This is a genomic window from Actinoplanes sp. TBRC 11911, assembly GCF_012933445.1.
In the GTDB taxonomy this organism is placed as follows: domain Bacteria; phylum Actinomycetota; class Actinomycetes; order Mycobacteriales; family Micromonosporaceae; genus Actinoplanes.
On record NZ_JABBNC010000002.1, the window covers coordinates 458,143 to 477,690 of the forward strand.

Annotated in this window: 14 protein-coding genes; 9 read left to right on the plus strand and 5 right to left on the minus strand. The window is 70.2% G+C overall.

Annotated features, from left to right (window positions below; translation table 11 throughout):
- Positions 1-22 precede the first annotated feature (22 nt).
- The 4 genes from HH310_RS05270 to HH310_RS05285 form a co-directional block, all read right to left on the minus strand.
- The gene (locus tag HH310_RS05270; RefSeq protein ID WP_169174360.1) at positions 23-3,727 is read right to left on the minus strand and encodes a multifunctional oxoglutarate decarboxylase/oxoglutarate dehydrogenase thiamine pyrophosphate-binding subunit/dihydrolipoyllysine-residue succinyltransferase subunit; all 3,705 of its coding nucleotides are present in this window, start codon (positions 3,725-3,727) and stop codon (positions 23-25) included.
- Positions 3,728-3,851: 124 nt separating this feature from the next.
- On the minus strand, positions 3,852-4,673 hold the full coding sequence (locus tag HH310_RS05275; RefSeq protein WP_169174222.1) for an ABC transporter permease: 822 nt from the start codon (positions 4,671-4,673) through the stop codon (positions 3,852-3,854).
- Complete coding sequence (locus tag HH310_RS05280) at positions 4,670-5,587, minus strand: ABC transporter ATP-binding protein (RefSeq protein ID WP_169174223.1); 918 nt, start codon at positions 5,585-5,587, stop codon at positions 4,670-4,672. Before HH310_RS05280 ends, HH310_RS05275 begins: the two co-directional genes overlap by 4 nt.
- A 37-nt stretch (positions 5,588-5,624) precedes the next feature.
- Positions 5,625-6,326 (minus strand): hypothetical protein, encoded by a 702-nt coding sequence (locus HH310_RS05285; protein WP_169174224.1) that lies wholly within the window; start codon positions 6,324-6,326, stop codon positions 5,625-5,627.
- 93 nt (positions 6,327-6,419) lie between these two features.
- Here HH310_RS05285 and HH310_RS05290 point away from each other — a divergent pair, with 93 nt between their 5' ends.
- The 7 genes from HH310_RS05290 to HH310_RS05320 all read left to right on the plus strand — a co-directional run bounded on the left by HH310_RS05290 (position 6,420) and on the right by HH310_RS05320 (position 16,898).
- The gene (locus HH310_RS05290) at positions 6,420-7,181 is read left to right on the plus strand and encodes a GNAT family N-acetyltransferase (RefSeq protein WP_169174225.1); all 762 of its coding nucleotides are present in this window, start codon (positions 6,420-6,422) and stop codon (positions 7,179-7,181) included.
- A complete protein-coding gene (locus HH310_RS05295) occupies positions 7,178-7,939 on the plus strand; it encodes a 1-acyl-sn-glycerol-3-phosphate acyltransferase (protein ID WP_169174226.1) in 762 nt (253 codons plus the stop codon). The genes HH310_RS05290 and HH310_RS05295 overlap by 4 nt, the downstream gene beginning before the upstream one ends.
- A gap of 67 nt (positions 7,940-8,006) precedes the next feature.
- On the plus strand, positions 8,007-8,720 hold the full coding sequence (locus HH310_RS05300) for a response regulator transcription factor (protein WP_169174227.1): 714 nt from the start codon (positions 8,007-8,009) through the stop codon (positions 8,718-8,720).
- 6 nt (positions 8,721-8,726) lie between these two features.
- Complete coding sequence (locus tag HH310_RS05305) at positions 8,727-10,277, plus strand: cell wall metabolism sensor histidine kinase WalK (RefSeq protein ID WP_169174228.1); 1,551 nt, start codon at positions 8,727-8,729, stop codon at positions 10,275-10,277.
- Positions 10,278-10,378: 101 nt separating this feature from the next.
- Positions 10,379-12,055, plus strand: a complete 1,677-nt coding sequence (locus tag HH310_RS05310) for a trypsin-like peptidase domain-containing protein (RefSeq protein WP_169174229.1) — start codon at positions 10,379-10,381, stop codon at positions 12,053-12,055.
- 198 nt (positions 12,056-12,253) lie between these two features.
- Positions 12,254-15,430 (plus strand): cyclic nucleotide-binding protein, encoded by a 3,177-nt coding sequence (locus HH310_RS05315; protein WP_169174230.1) that lies wholly within the window; start codon positions 12,254-12,256, stop codon positions 15,428-15,430.
- Between the two features lie 49 nt (positions 15,431-15,479).
- Complete coding sequence (locus HH310_RS05320; protein ID WP_169174231.1) at positions 15,480-16,898, plus strand: chitinase; 1,419 nt, start codon at positions 15,480-15,482, stop codon at positions 16,896-16,898.
- A 668-nt stretch (positions 16,899-17,566) separates the two neighbouring features.
- Here HH310_RS05320 and HH310_RS05325 read toward each other — a convergent pair.
- Entirely contained in the window at positions 17,567-17,884 is a 318-nt protein-coding gene (locus tag HH310_RS05325) for a LysR family transcriptional regulator (RefSeq protein WP_211191721.1), read from the minus strand.
- A gap of 96 nt (positions 17,885-17,980) precedes the next feature.
- Between HH310_RS05325 and HH310_RS05330 the strand changes: the two genes are divergently transcribed.
- Both HH310_RS05330 and HH310_RS05335 read left to right on the plus strand, forming a co-directional pair.
- Complete coding sequence (locus tag HH310_RS05330; protein WP_169174232.1) at positions 17,981-18,655, plus strand: type 1 glutamine amidotransferase domain-containing protein; 675 nt, start codon at positions 17,981-17,983, stop codon at positions 18,653-18,655.
- A 111-nt stretch (positions 18,656-18,766) separates the two neighbouring features.
- Positions 18,767-19,531: a hypothetical protein gene (locus HH310_RS05335; RefSeq protein WP_169174233.1), complete on the plus strand. Its 765-nt coding sequence runs from the start codon at positions 18,767-18,769 to the stop codon at positions 19,529-19,531.
- Positions 19,532-19,548: the final 17 nt, after the last annotated feature.

Sequence of the window (19,548 nt, forward strand, 5' to 3'; positions counted from 1 at the left end):
GGCGCCCCTTCGTATAACGGAATTACGGGCGCGGCAGCGCGGCCTCGATCATGGCCGTCTGCTCGGCGTCATGCATCTTGGCAGACCCGACGGCGGGCGCCGCGGCGGACGGACGGGAGATCCGGCGCAGCCGCACCCCCTCGAGGTGCTCCAGCAGGTTGAGCGCCACGAACGACCAGGCGCCCTGGTTGGCCGGCTCCTCCTGGACCCACACGTGGTCCTCGGCGTTCGGGTACTGCGCCAGGACCGCCTTGAGCTCGTCCACCGGCTGCGGGTAGATCTGCTCCATCCGGATGATCGCGGTGTCGGTGATGCCGCGAGCGGCCCGCGCCTGGAACAGGTCGTAGTAGATCTTGCCGGAGCACAGCAGCACCCGCTTGACTGCCGCCGGGTCCAGCGGGGTCCCGTTGACCCCGGCGTCCCCGATCACCGGCTGGAAGGTGCCGTGGGTGAAGTCGGCGACCGCGGACACCGCCAGCTTGTGCCGCAGCAGCGACTTCGGTGAGAACACCACCAGCGGCTTGTGCTTGGTGGACAGCGCCTGGCGACGCAGCAGGTGGAAGTAGTTGGCCGGGGTGGTCGGGTTGGCCACCCGCATGTTGTCCTGCGCGCAGAGCTGCAGGAACCGCTCGGGACGCGCGGACGAGTGGTCCGGGCCCTGGCCCTCCATGCCGTGCGGGAGCAGCAGCACCACCGACGACTGCTGGCCCCACTTCACCTCGCCGGCCGAGATGAACTCGTCGACGATCGACTGCGCGCCGTTGGCGAAGTCGCCGAACTGGGCCTCCCACACCACGAGCGCTTCCGGGTTCTCGACCGAGTAGCCGTACTCGAAACCCATCGCCGCGAACTCACTGAGCAGCGAGTCGTGCACGAAGAAGCGGGCGTTGCCGGTGGCCAGCGTGGACAGTGGCAGGAAGTCCTTGCCGGTCTTCGCGTCGACGACCGAGGCGTGCCGGGAGACGAACGTGCCGCGGCGCGAGTCCTGCCCGGCGAGCCGGACCGTGACGCCCTGGCTGAGCAGCGTGCCGATCGCGACCAGCTCGCCGAAGCCCCAGTCGATGTTGCCCTCGGCGGACATCTTGGCGCGGCGTTCCAGCAGCTGCTGGACCCGTTTGTGCGGGGTGAAGCCCTCCGGCAGGTCGATGTGCGCCTGGCCGACCGCGCGCACCGCCGCCGAGTCGACCGCCGTGTCCACCTCGGGCTCCGGCTCCTCGGCGATCACCCGGGGGCGCGGCGGCGTGCCGGCCGCGTCGCGGGTGGCCTTGAAGACCTGCTCGAGCTGGGACTGGTAGTCGCGCAGCTGCTCTTGGGCGCCGTCCAGGGTGATGTCGCCGCGGCCGATGAGGTCCTCGGTGTAGAGCTTGCGCACCGAACGCTTGGTGTCGATGATCTCGTACATCCGGGGGTTGGTCATCGACGGGTCGTCGCCCTCGTTGTGCCCGCGGCGGCGGTAGCAGACCAGGTCGATCACGACGTCCTTGTTGAACGCCTGGCGGTACTCGAAGGCGAGCTTCGCGACCCGGACCACGGCCTCGGGGTCGTCGCCGTTCACGTGGAAGATCGGCGCCTGGATCATCCGGGCCACGTCGGTCGAATACAGCGAACTGCGGCTGTACTCCGGTGCGGTGGTGAAGCCGACCTGGTTGTTGACGACCACGTGCACCGAGCCGCCGGTGCGGTAACCGCGCAGCTGGGAGAGGTTCAGCGTCTCTGCGACCACGCCCTGGCCGGCGAACGCGGCGTCGCCGTGCACCAGCAGCGGCAGCACCGTGTAACCGTGCAGGCCGAGGTCGAGACGGTCCTGCTTGGCGCGGACGATGCCCTCGAGCACCGGGTCGACCGCCTCCAGGTGCGACGGGTTGGCGACGACGCTGACCGTCGTCGCGTTCTCGCCGTCCGGCGTCGTGTATTTGCCGGTCTGGCCCAGGTGGTACTTCACGTCGCCGGAGCCGTGCGCCGACTTCGGGTCCATCTGACCCTCGAACTCGTTGAAGATCTTCTCGTACGGCTTGCCGACGATGTTCGCCAGGACGTTGAGCCGGCCGCGGTGCGCCATGCCGATGACCACCTCGTCCAGGCCGGCCTCGGCGGACGACTCCAGAATCGCGTCCAGCAGCGGGATCAGCGACTCGCCACCCTCCAGCGAGAACCGCTTCTGCCCGACGTACTTGGTCTGCAGGAAGGTCTCGAAGGCCTCGGCCGCGTTCAGCCGGTTGAGGATGTGCTTCTGCTCCTCCTGGTCCGGCTTCGTGTACTTGATCTCGACCCGGTCCTGGATCCAGCGCCGCTCCTCGGGGCCCTGGATGTGCATGTACTCGATGCCGACGCGGCGGCAGTAGGTGTCGCGCAGGACGCCCAGCACCTCGCGCAGCTTCATCTTCTGCTTGCCGGCGAAGCCGCCGACCGGGAAGTGGCGGTCGAGGTCCCACAGGGTCAGGCCGTGCTGCAGCACGTCCAGGTCGGGGTGCCGGCGGATCTTGAACTCGAGCGGGTCGGTGTCGGCCATCAGGTGGCCGCGGACCCGGTACGCGTGGATGAGCTCGACGACCCGCGCCGCCTTGTCGATCTGGCCCTCGGACGTGCGCGCGACGTCGCGCACCCAGCGCACCGGCTCGTACGGGATCCGCAGTGACGTGAAGATGTCGTCGTAGAAGCCGTGGTCGCCGAGCAGGAACTCGTGAATGGACTTGAGGAACTCGCCGGACTGCGCGCCCTGGATGACCCGGTGGTCGTACGTGCTGGTCAGCGTCGTCACCTTGCTGACGCCGTGGTCGGCCAGGGTCTCGTCGCTCATGCCCGCGTAGGGAGCGGGATATTCCATCGCGCCGACCCCGATGATCGCGCTCTGGCCGGTCATCAACCGCGGGATCGAGTGCACCGTGCCGATGCCGCCGGGGTTGGTCAGCGAGATCGTGGTGCCCGCGTAGTCGTCCATGGTCAGTTCGTTGCGGCGGGCGCGGCGGACCACGTCCTCGTACGCCTGCCAGAACTTGCGGAAGTCCATCGTCTCGCAGTTCTTGATGGACGGGACGACCAGCGCGCGGGAGCCGTCCTTCTTCTGCAGGTCGATCGCGATACCCAGGTTGACGTGCTCGGGCTGGACCAGCGCCGGCTTGCCGTCGACCTCGGCGTACGAGTAGTTCATCTCGGGGTGCGCGATGACCGCGCGGACCATGGCCCAGCCGATGAGGTGGGTGAAACTGACCTTCCCGCCGCGCCCGCGGGCGAGGTGGTTGTTGACCACGATGCGGTTGTCGACCATGAGCTTCGCGGGCACCGCGCGCACCGAGGTGGCGGTCGGCACCTCGAGCGAGGCGTCCATGTTCTGCACGATCTTGGCGGCGACGCCGCGGATGGTGGTGACCTTGGCACCCTCGGGCGCCTTGCCGTTGACGGCGGGCTTCGCAGCGGGGGCCGGCTTGGCCGCCGGAGCCTTGGCCGGCTCGGCCGGAACGGCCGGCTTGACCGGCGCGACCGTCGCGGCTGCGGGGGCGTCGGTGCCCGCCCGGGCCGCGGTGGCTGTCGCGGTCGCGGCCTTAGCCTCGTCCGGAGAAACGATCGAACCCGTGGCCATCGCCGGCTTGTAGTCCGCGAAGAAATCGTGCCAGGCCGGGTCGACACTCGTGGGGTCGGCCAGGTATCTCTGGTACATCTCGTCGACGATCCACTCGTTGGGACCGAAGTCCGCGAGTGGGTTGTCTTGCGAAGTCTGCTGGGTCGACACTTCCGTGTTCGCCTCTTTCACCGTGTTTGTCAGCACGCGACTGTTTCGTCACATGGGACGGGAAGGATTCGGGAACCAGGCTACGCCGTGGGACCCGATCTTCCGATCGCACGTCCGGTGTTGATCAGCTGATGTCGCGGCGCTTGGTAAGGACCGTACCGACGACACCACCGAGCACCGCGTACGCCACGAGGACCAATGCGCCGACGAACCGAGGCGGGTTCCCGGGCAGGTCAGTTCCGCTGATCATGAGCTGGGAGGCGGAGGTCGGGATCAATACCTGGAGGTTCTCGATCCAGCGGGCCACGTTCTCGGTGAGGAGGAAGAAGATCAATCCGACCGCGGACGTGCCGACCGTGTACGTGATGGCCAGGATCAATGTCGCGGCGAGCTGGTTCTTGATCAGTACGCCCGCGCCCACGCCCAGTACGCCCCACAGGATGAAGGCGAGCGCGTTCAACGCGATCGCGCGCCACACCGCCGGTTCGCCGAGCTGGTTACTCAGATCGAGCTGATTCATGATCAACGGTACGAAGATCAGATTCAGGATCGTGGTGAACGCCCAGACGATCAGGCTGATCACCACGGCGGCCGCGAACTTCGCCAGGATGACCGATTCCCGCTTCGGGGTGACCAGGAAGGTGGCGGTCGCGGTCAGGTAGAAGAACTCGCTGGTCACCATGATCGCGGCGAGCAGCAGCACGATGAGCACGCCGAAGAACTGACCGCTGGTGTACAGGTTGGTCGCCACGTTGATGGGGTTCAGCGCCGCCTCGATCTGCTGTCGCTGGGTGTCGCTCACCCCGCCGTCCGGCACCGTGGCGTTCGCCTGCGCCCAGTTGGCGAGCAGGCTCGCCGCGTACAGGGGAACCAGGATGATCCCCATGATCCACCAGAGCGAGGTGGTGCGGACCTTGAACAACTCGGCGCGGATGAGGTTGTTCAACGGATGCCCGCCTTTCCGGCCGTGAGCTGCAGGAAGACCTGTTCGAGGTCGCCACGTTCGCCGGTCAGCTCGTGCAGCTCGACCGCGGCGGTGAAGGCCGCGTGCCCGATCTGGGCCGGGTCGGCACCGCTGACCAGAAGCGAGCCGTCCGGCTGCGGGGACACCGTCGCGTTGAGCGGGTCGAGCGCGGCGGCCAGCTCCTGCGGCTGCGGGGTGCGCACCCGCACCTGGGCCGAGCCCATCGAGCCGAGCACCTCATCGACCGGGCCCTGGCGGATCAGCTGGCCGGCCGCCACGATCACCACGTCGTCGGCGAGCAGCTGCATCTCGGCCAGCAGGTGACTGGAGACCAGGATCGTGCGGCCCTCGGCGGCCAGCGCCTTGAGCAGGTCACGCATCCAGCGGATGCCCTCCGGGTCCAGGCCGTTGGCCGGCTCGTCGAGGATCAGCACCCGCGGGTCGCCGAGCATCGCGGCGGCGATGCCCATCCGCTGCTTCATGCCCAGCGAGTAGCCCTTGAACTTGCGGTTCGCGGCCGGGGTCAGCCCGACCAGCGCCAGCGCCTCGTCCGCCCGCTGCTGGGGGAGGCCCGCGGCCAGGCAGATCATCCGCAGGTGGTTGCGCCCGGTGCGGCCGCGGTGCGCGCTGGACGCCTCCAGCACGGCGCCCACCCGGCGGGTCGGGTCGGCGAGATCCACGTAGCGCCGGCCGCCGATGGTGGCCGTGCCGGCCGTCGGTGTCACCAGGCCGAGCAGCATCCGCAGCGTGGTCGTCTTGCCGGCGCCGTTGGGCCCGAGGAACCCGGTGACCCGGCCCGGGCGGACCCGGAAGGAAAGGTCGTCCACCGCGCGCAGCTTTTTGTACTGCTTGCTCAGACGCTCGACGACGATCTCGTCGGTGACCGGGCTACCCATCGACGAGGCTCCCTCCGCAGCGGTTCGCACCAAGGTACTAGGTCGTGGCGATCCAGGTGGCCCGTGCGGTGGCGATGCGGTGGCCGCCGGGGGCGTACAGGGTGGAATTGACCTTGGCCTTGCGGCCCTCGATCTCGGTGGCCTCGCCGACCACGACACACGCCTCACCGGGCGAGGGCAGTTCGTCGACGGACGCGGCGATCCGGCCGAGCACGTACGTCCGGCCGTTCTGGATGGCGGTCCAGCCGCCGGGGCAGTCGAGCGCGGCCCACACCGTGGTCAGCTCGACCTCGTCCGGCACGATCCAAGGCGCTGCCGTACGCCCGTCACCCAGCGGCCCGGGAAAGATCCGCAACCCGTCGGACCGTTGCGGGCCGCACACGTAGCAGGTGGGAAACGGGTGCCGGGTGAACCCCGCGTAGTGGCGCGACGCCTCGGCGGCGGTTCCCGCGTCGACGGCCTCGACCGGGATCAACTCGCCGTCGGCCGCGGTCATCTCGGCGACCAGCGCCGCCCCGTGGCGAACCGAGCCGCCGGCCACCGTGAGCTCGGTGTCCAGCGGCGGCGGCATCCGCAGGGTCACCTCGATCGCGGGCCCACCGGGACGGGCCCCGGCGGCGATCGCGAAGGTGCCGGCCGACCAGCCGCCGTTGCCGGTGCCGGGCGGCCCGTTGAACCGTGCCGGAATCTCCGTCCAACCGCCCCGCCCGCCACCCTGAACCTGACTGAAGGCATCCATCCTGGAAGGCTCGCACAACACGTTCACGTTTCCGACATCAATCCCCACCAGACGCGACATTCCATCGGCAGTTGTTGTCGTTACACAGATCACATGGCCGTTCTTCTGACCGCCCCCGCCCCCACCGGCACCACCGGCTATTCACTGCTGATCGCCGACGACGAGAGTCTGGTCGCCGCCGCACAACGGCTGCGCCACGACATCTACGCCGGGGAACTCGGCGCCCGCCTGTCCACCGTGATCGACGGACGGGACGTCGACGATTTCGACCAGTACTGCGACCACCTGATCGTGCGCGACGACGCGACCGGCGACGTGGTCGGGACCTACCGGATGCTTCCCCCCAAGGCAGCCGAACGGGCCGGGCGCCGCTACAGCGACGCCGAGTTCGACCTGAGCGCGCTGAGCCCGATGCGCGACCAACTGGTCGAGACCGGACGCTCCTGCGTGCACCCGGACCACCGCAACGGCTCGGTGATCAACCTGATGTGGGCCGGCATCGCCCGGTACATGCACCTGAACAACCTGCGCTGGCTCGGCGGCTGCGCCTCGGTGCCGCTGGACGACGGCGGCGCACTGGCCGCCGGCGTGTGGGCCCGGGTGCAGGGCAAGCACATGTCGCCGCCCGCTTTACGGGTCACCCCACGCCGGAACTGGCTGGCCGAGACGGACCTGGTCGGCGACCCCAAGGTGCAGCCGCCCGCGCTGCTCAAGGGCTACCTGCGGCTGGGCAGCTGGGTGTGCGGCGAGCCGGCCTACGACCCGGACTTCAACTGCGTCGACTTCTACGTCCTGTTCTCGATGGACCGGCTCGACCCGCGGTACCGCCGGCACTTCCTGGGAGCGGAACGATGATGTGGCAACCCGTCTCCGGCTGCGGGGACCAGTGCCGCGACGGCGCCGACCGGGTGGCGTCGCCGATCCGGCAGGCCGCCCGCCTGGTGGCCGCGGCGGTCGTCCTGCTCAGCGGCTTCGTGCTGGTGCCGCTCTTCCGCGGCGCCGGTCTCCGGCTCGTCTCGCGGGCCATGCTCGCGGCGTTCGGCGTCCGGGTGGAGCGACGTGGTCCGGCGCTGCGGCCCGGCAGCCTGGTCGTCGCCAACCACGTCTCGTGGCTGGACATCGTGGTGCTGCTGGCGACGTCGCCGGCCAGCCTGGTGGCCAAGGGTGAGGTCGGCGCGTGGCCGGGCATCGGCGTGCTGACCAAGCTGTCCGGGGCGATCTTCATCGACCGGTCGCGGCCCAAGGCGCTGCCCGGCACGGTGGCCGAGGTGGCCGCCGCGCTCCGGGCCGGGCGCACGGTCGCCGCCTTCCCGGAGGGCACTACCTACTGCGGCACGAGCCATGGGCGGTTCCGGCCGGCGCTGTTCCAGGCCGCCATCGACGCGGGCGCCCCGGTGGTGCCGGCCTCGATCCTCTACGACACCACCGCGGCGGCGTTCATCGGTGACGACACGCTGTGGGCTTCCCTGCGCCGGGTGTCCGCGCTACGGTCGCTGACGGTGACCTTGGTTACCGCGCCGGCGCTGCGCCCGGTCCCGGACGCCAGCCGCAAGATTCTCGCCCGCGCGGCCCAGTCGTCGATGCGAGTGTCCGGTTATCGCCTCGCCGCGTAGGTCGTTCTCAGAAAACTTTCAGCCAGTGTGCAGCGGAGCTGCAGTGCACTGTTAAACAATTGGCCGTATGGCCGTTCAGACCCAGCCCAAGCAGAGTGAGGCAAAGCTGCTCGTCGTCGAGGACGACGCGAACATCCTCGAGCTGCTGTCCGCCAGCCTGCGCTTCGCCGGGTTCGACGTCAGCACCGCCACCACCGGTAGTGCGGCCGTCAGCGCGGCGAAGAATTCCACTCCTGACCTCGTCGTTCTCGACGTGATGCTGCCCGACCTCGACGGTTTCGAGGTCATCCGGCTCATGCGCGAGGGCGGCCAGCGCACGCCGGTGGTCTTCCTGACCGCACGCGACGCGACCGACGACAAGATCCGTGGTCTCACCCTCGGCGGCGACGACTACGTCACCAAGCCGTTCAGTCTCGAGGAGCTCACCGCCCGGATCCGGGCGGTGCTGCGCCGCACGACGCAGGGTGAGGACGAACCGTCCCGGCTCGTCTTCGCCGACCTCGAGCTCGACGAGGAGACCCACGAGGTCTATCGCGCCGGTCAGCGCGTCCAGCTGTCGCCGACCGAGTTCAAGCTCCTGCGCTACCTGATGCTCAACGCGAACCGGGTGCTCTCCAAGGCGCAGATCCTCGACCACGTGTGGAAGTACGACTTCCGCGGCGACGACAACATCGTCGAGTCGTACATCTCGTATCTGCGGCGCAAGGTGGACAACGTCCAGCCGCGCCTGATCCACACGCTGCGCGGGGTCGGCTATGTGCTGCGCAAACCGGCCGTCTGAGTTCAGGTGACCCTCACCGAGCGGGTCCGTCGATCGATACCGGCGCAGCCCAATCTGCGCCGAGTGTCGCTCCGGACCAAACTAGTCGCGTCCGTGCTGGTCCTGGTGTTTGCCGCGCTCACCCTGATCAGTTCGGCGAGCACGTATGCCCTGCACAACTATCTGCTGGGGCGCCTCGATGAGTCCATCAAGATCTACGCGCAGACGTTGGCCGGCACGCAAAGCGCCAAACTCACGATTCCCAGCGACTACTACGTCTCGCTGAGCACGATCGACGGGGTCGGCGGCAGCAAGGCCGGCGACAGCAAGCTCAGCCCGACGGACGTGCCCCCGCTCGTCACCGGCCTCAACAACGTGTATCAGGTGATGGACAACCCATACACGGTGCGTTCGTCGAGCGGGCGTGTCTACTGGCGGGTCGTGGTCACCGTCAGCCCCAACGGCACGGTCATCCAGGTCGCTGAGAAGCTCTCCGTCATCGAGAAGGCGATCACCTGGCTCGTCTGGGTGGACGTGCTGGTCGGCGTCGGCGTGCTGATCGCGCTGGCCTCGGTCGGCGCGGCGATCGTCCGGCAGAGCCTGATCCCGCTCGGCCAGATAGAACGCACCGCGGCGGCGATCGGGGCGGGCGACCTGACCCAGCGTGTCCCCGATCCGGAGGAGCACGACGGCGAACCGACCACCGAGCTGGGCCGGCTGTCGCGCGCGCTGAACGCGATGCTGGCCCAGATCGAGGCGGCCTTCATCGCGCGCGCCCAGTCCGAGACGGCGGCGCGGGCGGCTGAGGTGGTGGCCCGGGACGCCGCCGAGTCGGCGCAGGCCTCGGAGTCGCGGGCGGTGCGCTCGGAGGCGAAGATGCGGCAGTTCGTCGCGGACGCCTCGCACGAGCTGCGGACGCCGCTGACCACCATCCGCGGCTTCGCCGAGCTGTACCGCCAGGGTGCCGTCACCCGCAACGAGGACGTGGCCGGCCTGGTCCGGCGCATCGAGGACGAGGCCGCGCGGATGGGCCTGCTGGTCGAGGACCTGTTGCTGCTGGCCCGCCTGGACCGGGAACGCCCGCTGACGCTGGCCCCGGTGGAGCTGCCGGTGCTGGCGCTGGACGCGGTCGAGGCCGCCCAGGCGACGGCGCCGGAACGCACCATCAAGCTCGAGGTGCGCGACAGCCCGGAGCAGCTCGTGGCGTACGGCGACGACGCCCGGCTGCGGCAGGTGATCGGCAACCTGATGACGAACGCGCTGGTCCACACGCCGCCGGCCGCGGACGTGACGCTGCGGCTGTACGCCGAGCCGGGCAACCGCGCGGTGGTCGAAGTGTCCGACACCGGCCCCGGTTTGTCCGACGAGCAGAGGGCGCGGGTGTTCGAGCGCTTCTACCGCGCCGACGAGGCCCGCACCCGGCACACCGACCGCGCCGCCACCGGCACGGGTCTGGGGCTGGCGATCGTGGCCGCAATCGTTCGTTCACATCACGGGTCGGTCGAGGTGATCAGCGAGCCTGGGCAGGGCGCCACCTTCAAGGTCACGTTGCCCACGCTCAACGAGCAGGGCCTTTAGTCCGCTCCGGGGTGGTGGGCGGGGTGGTTGGACGGGGGTTCACAGAAAACATCCAGGGCTAACACAGGCCGGTACGAGAACGACGGGGCAATGTTGTGGACATGAACGAGAACGAGACCGACCCGCAGCGCGAGGACGCCGCCGTCCCGGGCCCCCGCCCGGAGGCGCAGTCGTCCGAGGAGCCGCCCGCCCCGGAGGACCCGACCGTCCCGGTGGAGCCGACTACCGCGCCGCCGGCGCAGTCTCAGTCCGGCGCCCCGCAGTGGGCCTCGCCCGCGACCGGTGAGTGGGCCACTCCCGCCTCCGGTGAGTGGGCCTCTCCCGCGACCGGTGAGTGGGCCGCCCCGGCGGCCGGCGCGCAGATGCCGCCGGCCAGCGCCCAGCCCGCGACCGGCCCGCAGCCGCCGGCCAGCCCGTGGCAGCAGCAGCCGCAGACGCCGTGGCACCCGGGCTATCCGCAGCCCACCCAGGCTTACCAGCAGTATCCGCAGGCCACCCCGCAATACCCGCAGTCCGCTTACGCGAACTGGCAGCACGCGGCGCAGCACGCCGCCGGCGGCGGCCAGACCCCACCGCCCCCGGCCGGCCCGGACGGCACCACCGCCACCTGGCCCAGCAGCGACGCGCAGCCGGTCTGGGCCGCCCCGGTCGGCGCCGCCGTGCAGGCGCCGCCGCGCTCGGATCGCCGCCGCAAGGTCTTACTCGGCGCCGCCGCGGCCGTGGTGATCGCGTTAGGCGCGGGGGGTGTCGGTGCCGCGACGGCGATGGCCTTCGACGACAACGGTTCGGTTCCCGCGGTGCAGACCGGTAACTCGTCGGTCACCCGCGTGGTGGACCGCTCCTCGCTGGCGCAGATCGCTTCGGCGGTGCAGGACAGCGTCGTCTCGATCACGACGCAGAACGGTGAGGGCTCCGGCGTGGTGCTCACCGCCGACGGGTTCATCGTGACCAACAATCACGTGGTCGCGACCGCCGAGGGCAGCACCGTGACGGTCATCTTCGCCGACGGCAAGAAGTCCACCGCCCGGATCGTGGGCACCGACCCGCGGACCGACCTCGCGGTGGTCCAGGTGAACGGCGCGTCCGGCCTGCAGGCCGCGAAGTTCGGCAGCAGCGCGAAGATGCAGGTGGGCGACACGGTCCTGGCGATCGGCAGCCCGCTCGGCCTGGAGGGCTCGGTCACCGCGGGCATCGTCAGCGCGAAGGACCGCACGATCCAGTCGCAGAGCGAGGACGACCAGCAGGGCCAGGATCAGGGCCAGCCCTTCGGCGGTGGCCAGCAGCAACAGCAGCAGGGCACCTCGACCACGATGTCCGGCCTGCTGCAGACCGACGCCCCGATCAACCCGGGTAACTCCGGTGGCGCGCTCGTCAACACGAACGGCGAGGTCATCGGCATCAACTCGGCGATCGCCACCCAGGGCCAGGGCTCCGGCAACATCGGCCTCGGCTTCGCGATCCCCAGTGACAAGGCGCGGCAGGTCGCCGACGCGCTGATGGCCGGCAAGAAGGTCAGCCACCCGGCGCTCGGGGTCAGCGTCGCCGCCGCGGAGAACGGCGGCGCCCTGGTCAGCAGCGTCACGCCGAACAGCGCGGCGTCCAAGGCCGGCCTCCAGCAGGGCGACGTGATCACCAAGGTCGACGGCAAGACGGTGTCCGATTCGGACGATCTGGTCGGCTTGGTGCAGTCCGGCACGGTCGGGCAGAAGATGACCATCACCTTCACCCGGGACGGCGCCGAGAAGCAGGTGACGGTGACTCTCGCCGAGTCCCAGTAAGACTTCTCCTCCCGGTACGGCGGGTGCGTGGCAAGGGGGTTGCCACTCACCCGCCGTACGCTTTTTGTCCATTCGCGCCAGGGGGACTCGCTTTCCCGGCGGCGGACCGCCTACTCTCCATTTCGCCGCCGGCGGTGGTCGCCCGCGGTGGGCAGCGCCTTCGTGCGGTCCGGCGCGTTGCGGGAGAGGCATCCTCAGTTGACGTACGTCGATACCGGGATGAATGTCTGGGAGGCTTTGGCCGGGCGTGCGCCGGCCGAGCCGTCCGGTCCGGTGGACCCCGGGCTGTGGGGTGCGGTCGTCGATCGGCTCAACCCGGCGCGGGCGCGTCCGGTGCTGCGGGCCGGGATCGAGGCGGTGCGGCTCACCGGCGCGCGCGGCAACGACTACATCATGCTGCGCTCGCCCGACGACGGTGCCCGCGCCGGCTATCTGCGGCTCACCCCCGAGGAGTGGCAGATCGCGCTGCTGATGGACGGCGGGTTCACGGTGACCCTGCTGGTGGCCGAGTTCGCCCGCATCGCCGGGCGGCTCGCACCCGACCAGGTGCACCGGGTGGTCGCCGATCTGGCCGGCAACCGGATGCTCGCCGACCTGCCGCGCGACGCCTTCCGCCCGCTGCGCGAGCCGTACCGCAAACCGCTGCCGCCGCGCCCCGCCCGCGGCTTCGTCGTCCGGGCCGACCGGATCATCACGGCGCTTTATCGGGCGGGCGGCGCGGCCTTCTTCAACCGCACGGGCGCCGTGCTGACCGCGGTGCTGGCGGTGCTCGGCCTCGCGTTGTTCACCACGACGTGGTCGCGCGGCAGTCGATCGCTGTTCCTGGCCGGCGGCGGGTCCTACCTGGCCGGCGCGATCCTGCTGGTCGTGCTGAACGTCGGCGTGCTGGCCGTGTATCACCTGGCCCGCGCGCTGGCCGTCAAACACGGGCGCCGTGAGGTGCCCGCGGCCGGACTGCTGTTCTCGTTCGGCGTTCCGTCGCTTTTCGTGGACACCAGCGACGTCTGGATGGCCGGCCGCCGCGCCCGCCTGCTCGTCTCCGCGGCCGGTCCGCTCGGCGCCGTCCTGTTCGCCGGTCTCGCCCAGCTCGTCGGCCTGGCCCTGCCGTTCCTCGCCGGGCTCACCTTCAAGATTGCTTTCCTCTTCTACCTGAACGCGTTCTTCCGGCTCAGCCCGCTGCTGCCACTCGACGGGCACTATCTGCTGACCGACTGGCTGGAGATCCCGCAGCTGCGCGCGCGTGCTCTCGCCTGGGTGAGTGGCCGGCTGCGCGGCCGCGGACCCCGGTGGTCGTCGCTCGACCGCGAGGGCCGCCTCATTTCCCTGTACGGATATCTCACCGTCGCGTGGCTGGCCTTCGCCGTGGCATTGACCGTCCTGGTGTGGTCCGACCGCATCTCCGGCCTGGCCACGGGTCTGTGGCACGACGGCGTCTTCGGCGCGCTGCTGTTCCTGCTGATCGTGCTGGGCGTCGCCGCCCCCGCGGCCGGTTTCCTGCTCGCCCGCCTGAGCCGCTGGTGGTCCGGCCGTTCCCGGCGTGATGACGAGTCGCTGCGGCTGGCCGCGCTGCGCTCGTCCGACCTCGGTGGACTTCCCGAGGCCGCGCTGCGTGACCTGGCCGCCCGGGCGCGCTGGGAGCATCCGCCGACCGGCCGGCAGATCGTGCGCGCCGGTGCCGCTCAGGCCGCCGTCTACGTGGTGGTCGAGGGCGCGATGGCGGCCCGCCGGCCGGGAGACACGCCCGGCACGATCCGGCACCGCGCCGGCCCGGGCGGGGTGGTCGGGCTCGCCGACGCGCTGACCGGCCGGGCGGCGCAGCTCGACTGGCACACCTCCGGCACCAGCCTGCTCGCGATTCCGGCGGCGACCGTGGCGACCGTGGTCGGACCGCTGCCCGGCCCGCCGTTTCCGGACCGGGCCGAGGCGGAAATGCTGTTCGCGGACACGCCCGCGCTCGCCGATCTGTCGGTCGACCAGCGGCTCGCGCTGGTCGCGTCGGCCCATCCAGCCGACCTGGAGGCGGGCGCGCCGGTCGTTTTGCACGGTCCCACGCACGCGGTGGTCGTCGAGTCCGGGGTGATCGCCCTGGACGGCGGTGTCGAGCTGCGGCGCGGCACGCTGGTCGGCCCGGTCGGCGAGGGCCATCCCGGCATGGTCGCGCAAACCCGCACTCCGGTACGCCTGTGGATGCTGCCCGACGCGTCCGACCTGCCGCCGCTCGTCGGGGCCCGTCCGCCCGGCTCGCCGATGCCGGTGACCTCGAATCGCGCGCTGCGTCCGGGCGCCCCCGGCGGGGGGATGTATCCGCCGCTGGCGGTGCCGGCCGAGCCTCCGTTGGAGCCGGCCGACCCGGGCCGGGACGCCGCGTTCGAGAAGCGCCTGTGGTGGGCGACCGCGGCGTTACTGATCCTGGCGCTGGTGCTGACCGGCATGTCCTTCCGGGCCGGGCCGGCGTGGGCCGAGATGCCGACCGACCAGGTGCGGCTCAGTGTCGACACCGGACGGATCACGGTACTGATCGGTGGTGAGCAGGTGTCGCTGTCCGCCGGCGCCACGCGTTATCTGCGGACGTCGGACCAGGTCGTGGTCGGCGGGGACGCGCTGGCCCGGCTGACGTTCAAGGGCGGGGCGGTCGCGCGGCTCTGTTCCGGCTCGCGCGTCGAGATCGGCGCGCTGGCCACCGGCGCCGGGCGGCATCAGACGCCGTCGGGCACGGTCAAGGTGGACGGCGGGCGCCTGGTGGCGGACACGTCCAGCACCAGTGGGGCGTACGAACCGTTGAAGTTGACCGTCTCCCGCGCGAAGGGTGCGGTGGTCAATTCGGGCCCCGCCGTGTTCGCGGTGGAGCCGGAGACCGCGACGTCGGCGCGCGGGACGGTGACCGCCGTCGGTGCCGCGGTGCCCCACGGCGGCACGGTGACCGCCGATGGTGAAAAGGTGCCCCACGCCGGCACGGTGACCGCCGGTGGTGCCGCGGTGCCCCACGCCGGCACGGTGAGCTGCGGAGACGCGGTGCCGGAGTCTTCGCCCGCGCAGGCGGGCATCGAGGCGCCGTTCCCGGCCGATTCGGGCGTGCCGTCGACGGACGTGACAGTCGAGCCGAGCCTCCCGCCCTCGCCGGATGCCACAGTGGACGCACCGTCGGTGACGCTCGAGCCGACCGCTCCCGGCGACCCCACCTCGACGCGGACCGAGTCGACGGTGCGACCGACGCGCACGCCGACGAGGCGGCCGCCGACGTCAAACCCGACGACCCCGCGTCAGCCTCCGGCCACGACGCCGCAGACGACGCCGCCGGACACCGAGGAGCCCACCACCGAGCCGCCGACGACCGAGCCGACGCCGCCGGAGACCGATGGAGCGCAGGCTCCCTAATTCGCGTCCATCTATTTACATTTACAGTTAACAGTCCTAATAATTGGCCATGCGCCGATCGATGATCTTCGCCATGGCTACGGTGCTCGCGGCTGCCGGCACCACCTCCTACCTCGCTACCTCCGCCAGTGCCGCGGCCGCGTGCGCGCCGGCGTGGAGCGCGAGCGCCGTCTACACGCAGGGCGGCGTCGCCTCGCAGAGCGGCCACAACTACACCGCCAAGTGGTGGACCCAGAACGAGGCGCCCTCGACACATTCGGGGCAGTGGGATGTCTGGGCCGACGGCGGCACATGCGGCGGCGGCACAAATCCGACAAATCCCCCGACGGCTCCGCCGACCACGCCGCCTACAACGCCTCCGACCACGCCGCCTACAACGCCTCCGAGCACGCCGCCCACGACGCCACCGACGCCGCCGCCCACCCAGCCGCCCGTCGGTGGGCTGCCCAAGCACGCGCTGATCGGTTACCTGCACGCCAGCTTCGCTAACGGGTCCGGCTATCTGCGAATGGCCGACGTGCCGGCCAACTGGGACATCATCAACCTGGCCTTCGGCGAGCCGACCAGCGCCACGTCGGGTGACATCCGCTTCACCCTGTGCCCCGCCTCGGAATGCGCGGGCGTCGAGTCCGAGGCCGATTTCATCGCGGCGATCCGGGCGAAACGGGCGGCCGGCAAGAAGGTCCTGCTCTCGATCGGCGGCGCGAACGGGCAGGTGCAGCTCACCACCACCGCGGCGCGGGACAAGTTCGTCAGCTCGGTGAGCGCCATCATCGACAGGTACGGCTTGGACGGCATCGACATCGACTTCGAGGGTCACTCGCTGTCGCTGAACACCGGCGACACCGACTTCAAGAACCCGACCACGCCGGTCATCGTCAACCTGATCGCGGCGATCCGCTCACTCAAGTCGCGGTACGGCGCCGGCTTCGTGCTGACCATGGCGCCGGAGACGTTCTTCGTCCAGCTCGGCTACCAGTTCTACGGCTCCGGTCCGTGGGGCGGCCAGGATCCGCGGGCCGGCTCGTACCTTCCGGTGATCTACGCGCTGCGCAACGACCTCACCGTCCTGCACGTCCAGGACTACAACTCCGGCTCGATCATGGGACTGGACAACCAGTACCACTCGATGGGCGGCGCCGACTTCCATATCGCGATGACCGACATGCTGCTGGCCGGCTTCCCGGTCGCCGGCAACACCGCGAACCTCTTCCCGGCACTGCGCGAGGACCAGGTGGCGTTCGGCGCGCCCAGCTCGGTCAGCGCCGGCAACGGCTATGTGGCGCCGGCCGCGGTGCAGCAGGCGGTGAACTGCCTGGTCCGCGCCACGAACTGCGGTTCCTACGCGCCGCGCAGCGGCACCAACCCGAATTTCCGCGGCCTGATGACGTGGTCGATCAACTGGGACAAGTTCTACGGCTGGGAGTTCCAGAACCAGAACGGCGCCTACGTGAAGAACCTCCCCTAGACGAGTAAGTCCTAACCGTGGTGGTAGGCGGCGAGTGATCTGGTCCCGGTGTCCCGGTGTCCCGGTGTCCCGGTGTCCCGGTGTCCCGGTGCTGCGGTGCTGCGGGGCTGCGGGGCTGCGGGGCTGCGGTGCCGCGGTGGTACCAGGGGCTGAGGCGCTGTGCCGATCCGTTCGCGGTTCGCGGCTCGGGGTCCCGCTATGTGGACACCGCGGTCACATCGTGGATTTTTGTGAACCTTGGAGAGTTGCGCCCACATACGAGCCACAACTCTCCAAGGTTCACATTCGACCGGAAAAAGCTGCCGGGCGAAAGCCGCGTTATAGGACAAAAGTATTCTCTACAATGGACGCGGGTCTCACATTGCGGACGGTCGGTCCATGATGCGGGCGCGGGTCTCAGCAGGCGGTCACCCGTCTCACGGAATGGAAGCGCCGCGCGGCTGCGCGCCGGGCCCGCCCGTCCAACGGCCCAGCCGAACCAAGAAATATCCGGAAATATCGGATATGCGAGACGGGTGGCGGGCGCTGGCGGTTGGACGGTGATCAGATCGCTGACGCGCCTGCGGCCATTGACGCGCCTGGCGGCCACTGACGCGCCTGCGGCCATTGACGCGCCTGGCGGCCATTGACGCGCCTGCGGCCACTGACTCGGCTTAGGACTTACTCGTCTAGAACGCCTCCACCAGGCCGTTCTTCTGCCCGTCGTGCGGGCAGCGGATGCAGTCGCCCGCGTCGTCGGCGGTGACACGCAACGTGTCGACCGCGGCCAGCGCGGCGCGGGCGCTGTCCAGCGTGGCGTGGCCGGCCTGGGTCAGCGCGACGTGGTGGGTGCTGCGGTCGAAGAGCTGCCGGCCGAGGTCGCGTTCCAGGTCGCGGATCGTCCGGGAGACCGCCGACTGGGCGATTCGTAACCGGTCGGCGGCCCGGGAGAAGCTGCCCTCCTCGGCCACCGCGACGAAGGTGCTGAGATGCCGCAGGTCGATCACGTTCGCGAGCGTACGCCGAAGCGGATATCTCCATCCGGCATAACCGGTTCGGTTCCCGGCTCGTACGGTCGAGTCAGGCTTCGAATGGAGGAACACATGGCGTCCGTATTAATCGTTTTGTCGTCCGCACGCGTCTGGACCTGGCTCGACGGCACCCAGCACCCGACCGGCTTCTGGGCCGAGGAGTTCGTCACGCCGTACCGCATGCTGGCGGAGGCCGGCGCGGATATCACCGTGGCCACACCGGGCGGCCGGGTGCCGGTGGCGGACCAGAAGAGCGTCGACACCGACGAGATCCGCGGCTACCTGGACGGGCTCGCCGGCGTGCTGGAGAAGCCGGCCCGGCTTGAGGACGTGGACCCGGCCGCTTTCGACGTGGTGCTGATCCCCGGCGGGCACGGACCGATGCAGGATCTGGCGGTCAACCCGGACATCGCCCGGGTGCTGGAGGCCATGCTGCCCGACCAGACCAAGACCGTCGTCGCGCTGTGCCACGGGTTGGCCGCGTTCCTGCCGGCCGGGGCACCGGACGGCAGCTGGTTGTTCCGCGGCCGGCGGATGACGTCGTTCATCGACGAGGAGGAGCGGCAGGCCCAGCTGGCCGACCAGGCGCCGTGGCTGCTGGAGACGAGGCTGCGCCAGGCCGGCGCCACGTTCGAGGGCGGGGCGGCCTGGTCCTCGCACGTCGTGGTCGACGGCAACCTCATCACCGGGCAGAACCCGGCCTCCGCCGAAGCGGTCGGTGAGGCGTTGCTGAAGCGCCTCGCGTGACGCTTCGTGCAACATCGGACGTGCCCGGCATATCAAGTTTCGTGCTGATCACGCCCTGGTAGGGCATCGCTACCGTCCGGAGTGGACATCCCGCACTGATCGGGGGCACTCATGAACGGGCGACGGCTGGCGATAGCGGGTTTCGTATCCGCCGGGATGATTCTGCTGGCCTTCGGGGCGCAGGTTTCGCAGCGCCCCTCCGAGGATCTTCAGGTCGCCGCGGCTCATCTCGGCGGTACGCCCCTGCGAGTCCGGATGACGACGCTGGCCGGCGTCGGCATCGACGGCGCCATGGACATCGCGCATCACCGGATCAACGTCAGCCTGGTGGCCGGCGAGGCGGCCAGCCTGTCGGTGCGCCAGATCGACATGGACTGCTACGTCATGGCGAACGGCGCATTCGCCCCAAGTGGTCAGGCCCCGGACGGCCGATGGATGCACCTCGACCTCGCGAGCTTGCCGGCGCGCACCCGCCTCCAGCTCACCGGCGCCGGCCCGGGCCAGCTCGGCACGATGTTCACCACCGCCGCCAACGTGACCAAGGTGGGGCCGCGCGAATACACCGGAAGCCTCGACTTCACCAGGGCCTCGATGTACCGGATGTCGTTCGGCCCGATCTCGTTGGCCCTGGTGGCACCGCCCGACGAGGTGGCGGCCGACCTGCACCGGAACGCGGTGTCGGTCCCGTTCACCGCGACCACCGACGACCATCACCGGCTGACGGGTGTCGTCATCGACGTCGGCGCGGTTGCCGACGGACTGGACAAGGTGACGCTGCGATACAGCGACATCGGCGTCCCGGTCGATGTGCAACGGCCACCGGCGTCGATGGTGGTCCCGATGCCCGCGGCGTTCCAGCATCAGATCGGGCTCTGACCCCACCGGTCCGGGGC

Coding starts and splice junctions, on each gene's coding strand:
- HH310_RS05295 (WP_169174226.1), top strand. CDS start 7,178: ATGATGTGGCAACCCGTCTCCGGCTGCGGGGACCAGTGCCGCGACGGC.
- HH310_RS05330 (WP_169174232.1), top strand. CDS start 17,981: ATGGCGTCCGTATTAATCGTTTTGTCGTCCGCACGCGTCTGGACCTGG.
- HH310_RS05285 (WP_169174224.1), bottom strand. CDS start 6,326: ATGGATGCCTTCAGTCAGGTTCAGGGTGGCGGGCGGGGCGGTTGGACG.
- HH310_RS05320 (WP_169174231.1), top strand. CDS start 15,480: ATGCGCCGATCGATGATCTTCGCCATGGCTACGGTGCTCGCGGCTGCC.
- HH310_RS05310 (WP_169174229.1), top strand. CDS start 10,379: ATGAACGAGAACGAGACCGACCCGCAGCGCGAGGACGCCGCCGTCCCG.
- HH310_RS05300 (WP_169174227.1), top strand. CDS start 8,007: ATGGCCGTTCAGACCCAGCCCAAGCAGAGTGAGGCAAAGCTGCTCGTC.
- HH310_RS05280 (WP_169174223.1), bottom strand. CDS start 5,587: ATGGGTAGCCCGGTCACCGACGAGATCGTCGTCGAGCGTCTGAGCAAG.
- HH310_RS05290 (WP_169174225.1), top strand. CDS start 6,420: ATGGCCGTTCTTCTGACCGCCCCCGCCCCCACCGGCACCACCGGCTAT.
- HH310_RS05335 (WP_169174233.1), top strand. CDS start 18,767: ATGAACGGGCGACGGCTGGCGATAGCGGGTTTCGTATCCGCCGGGATG.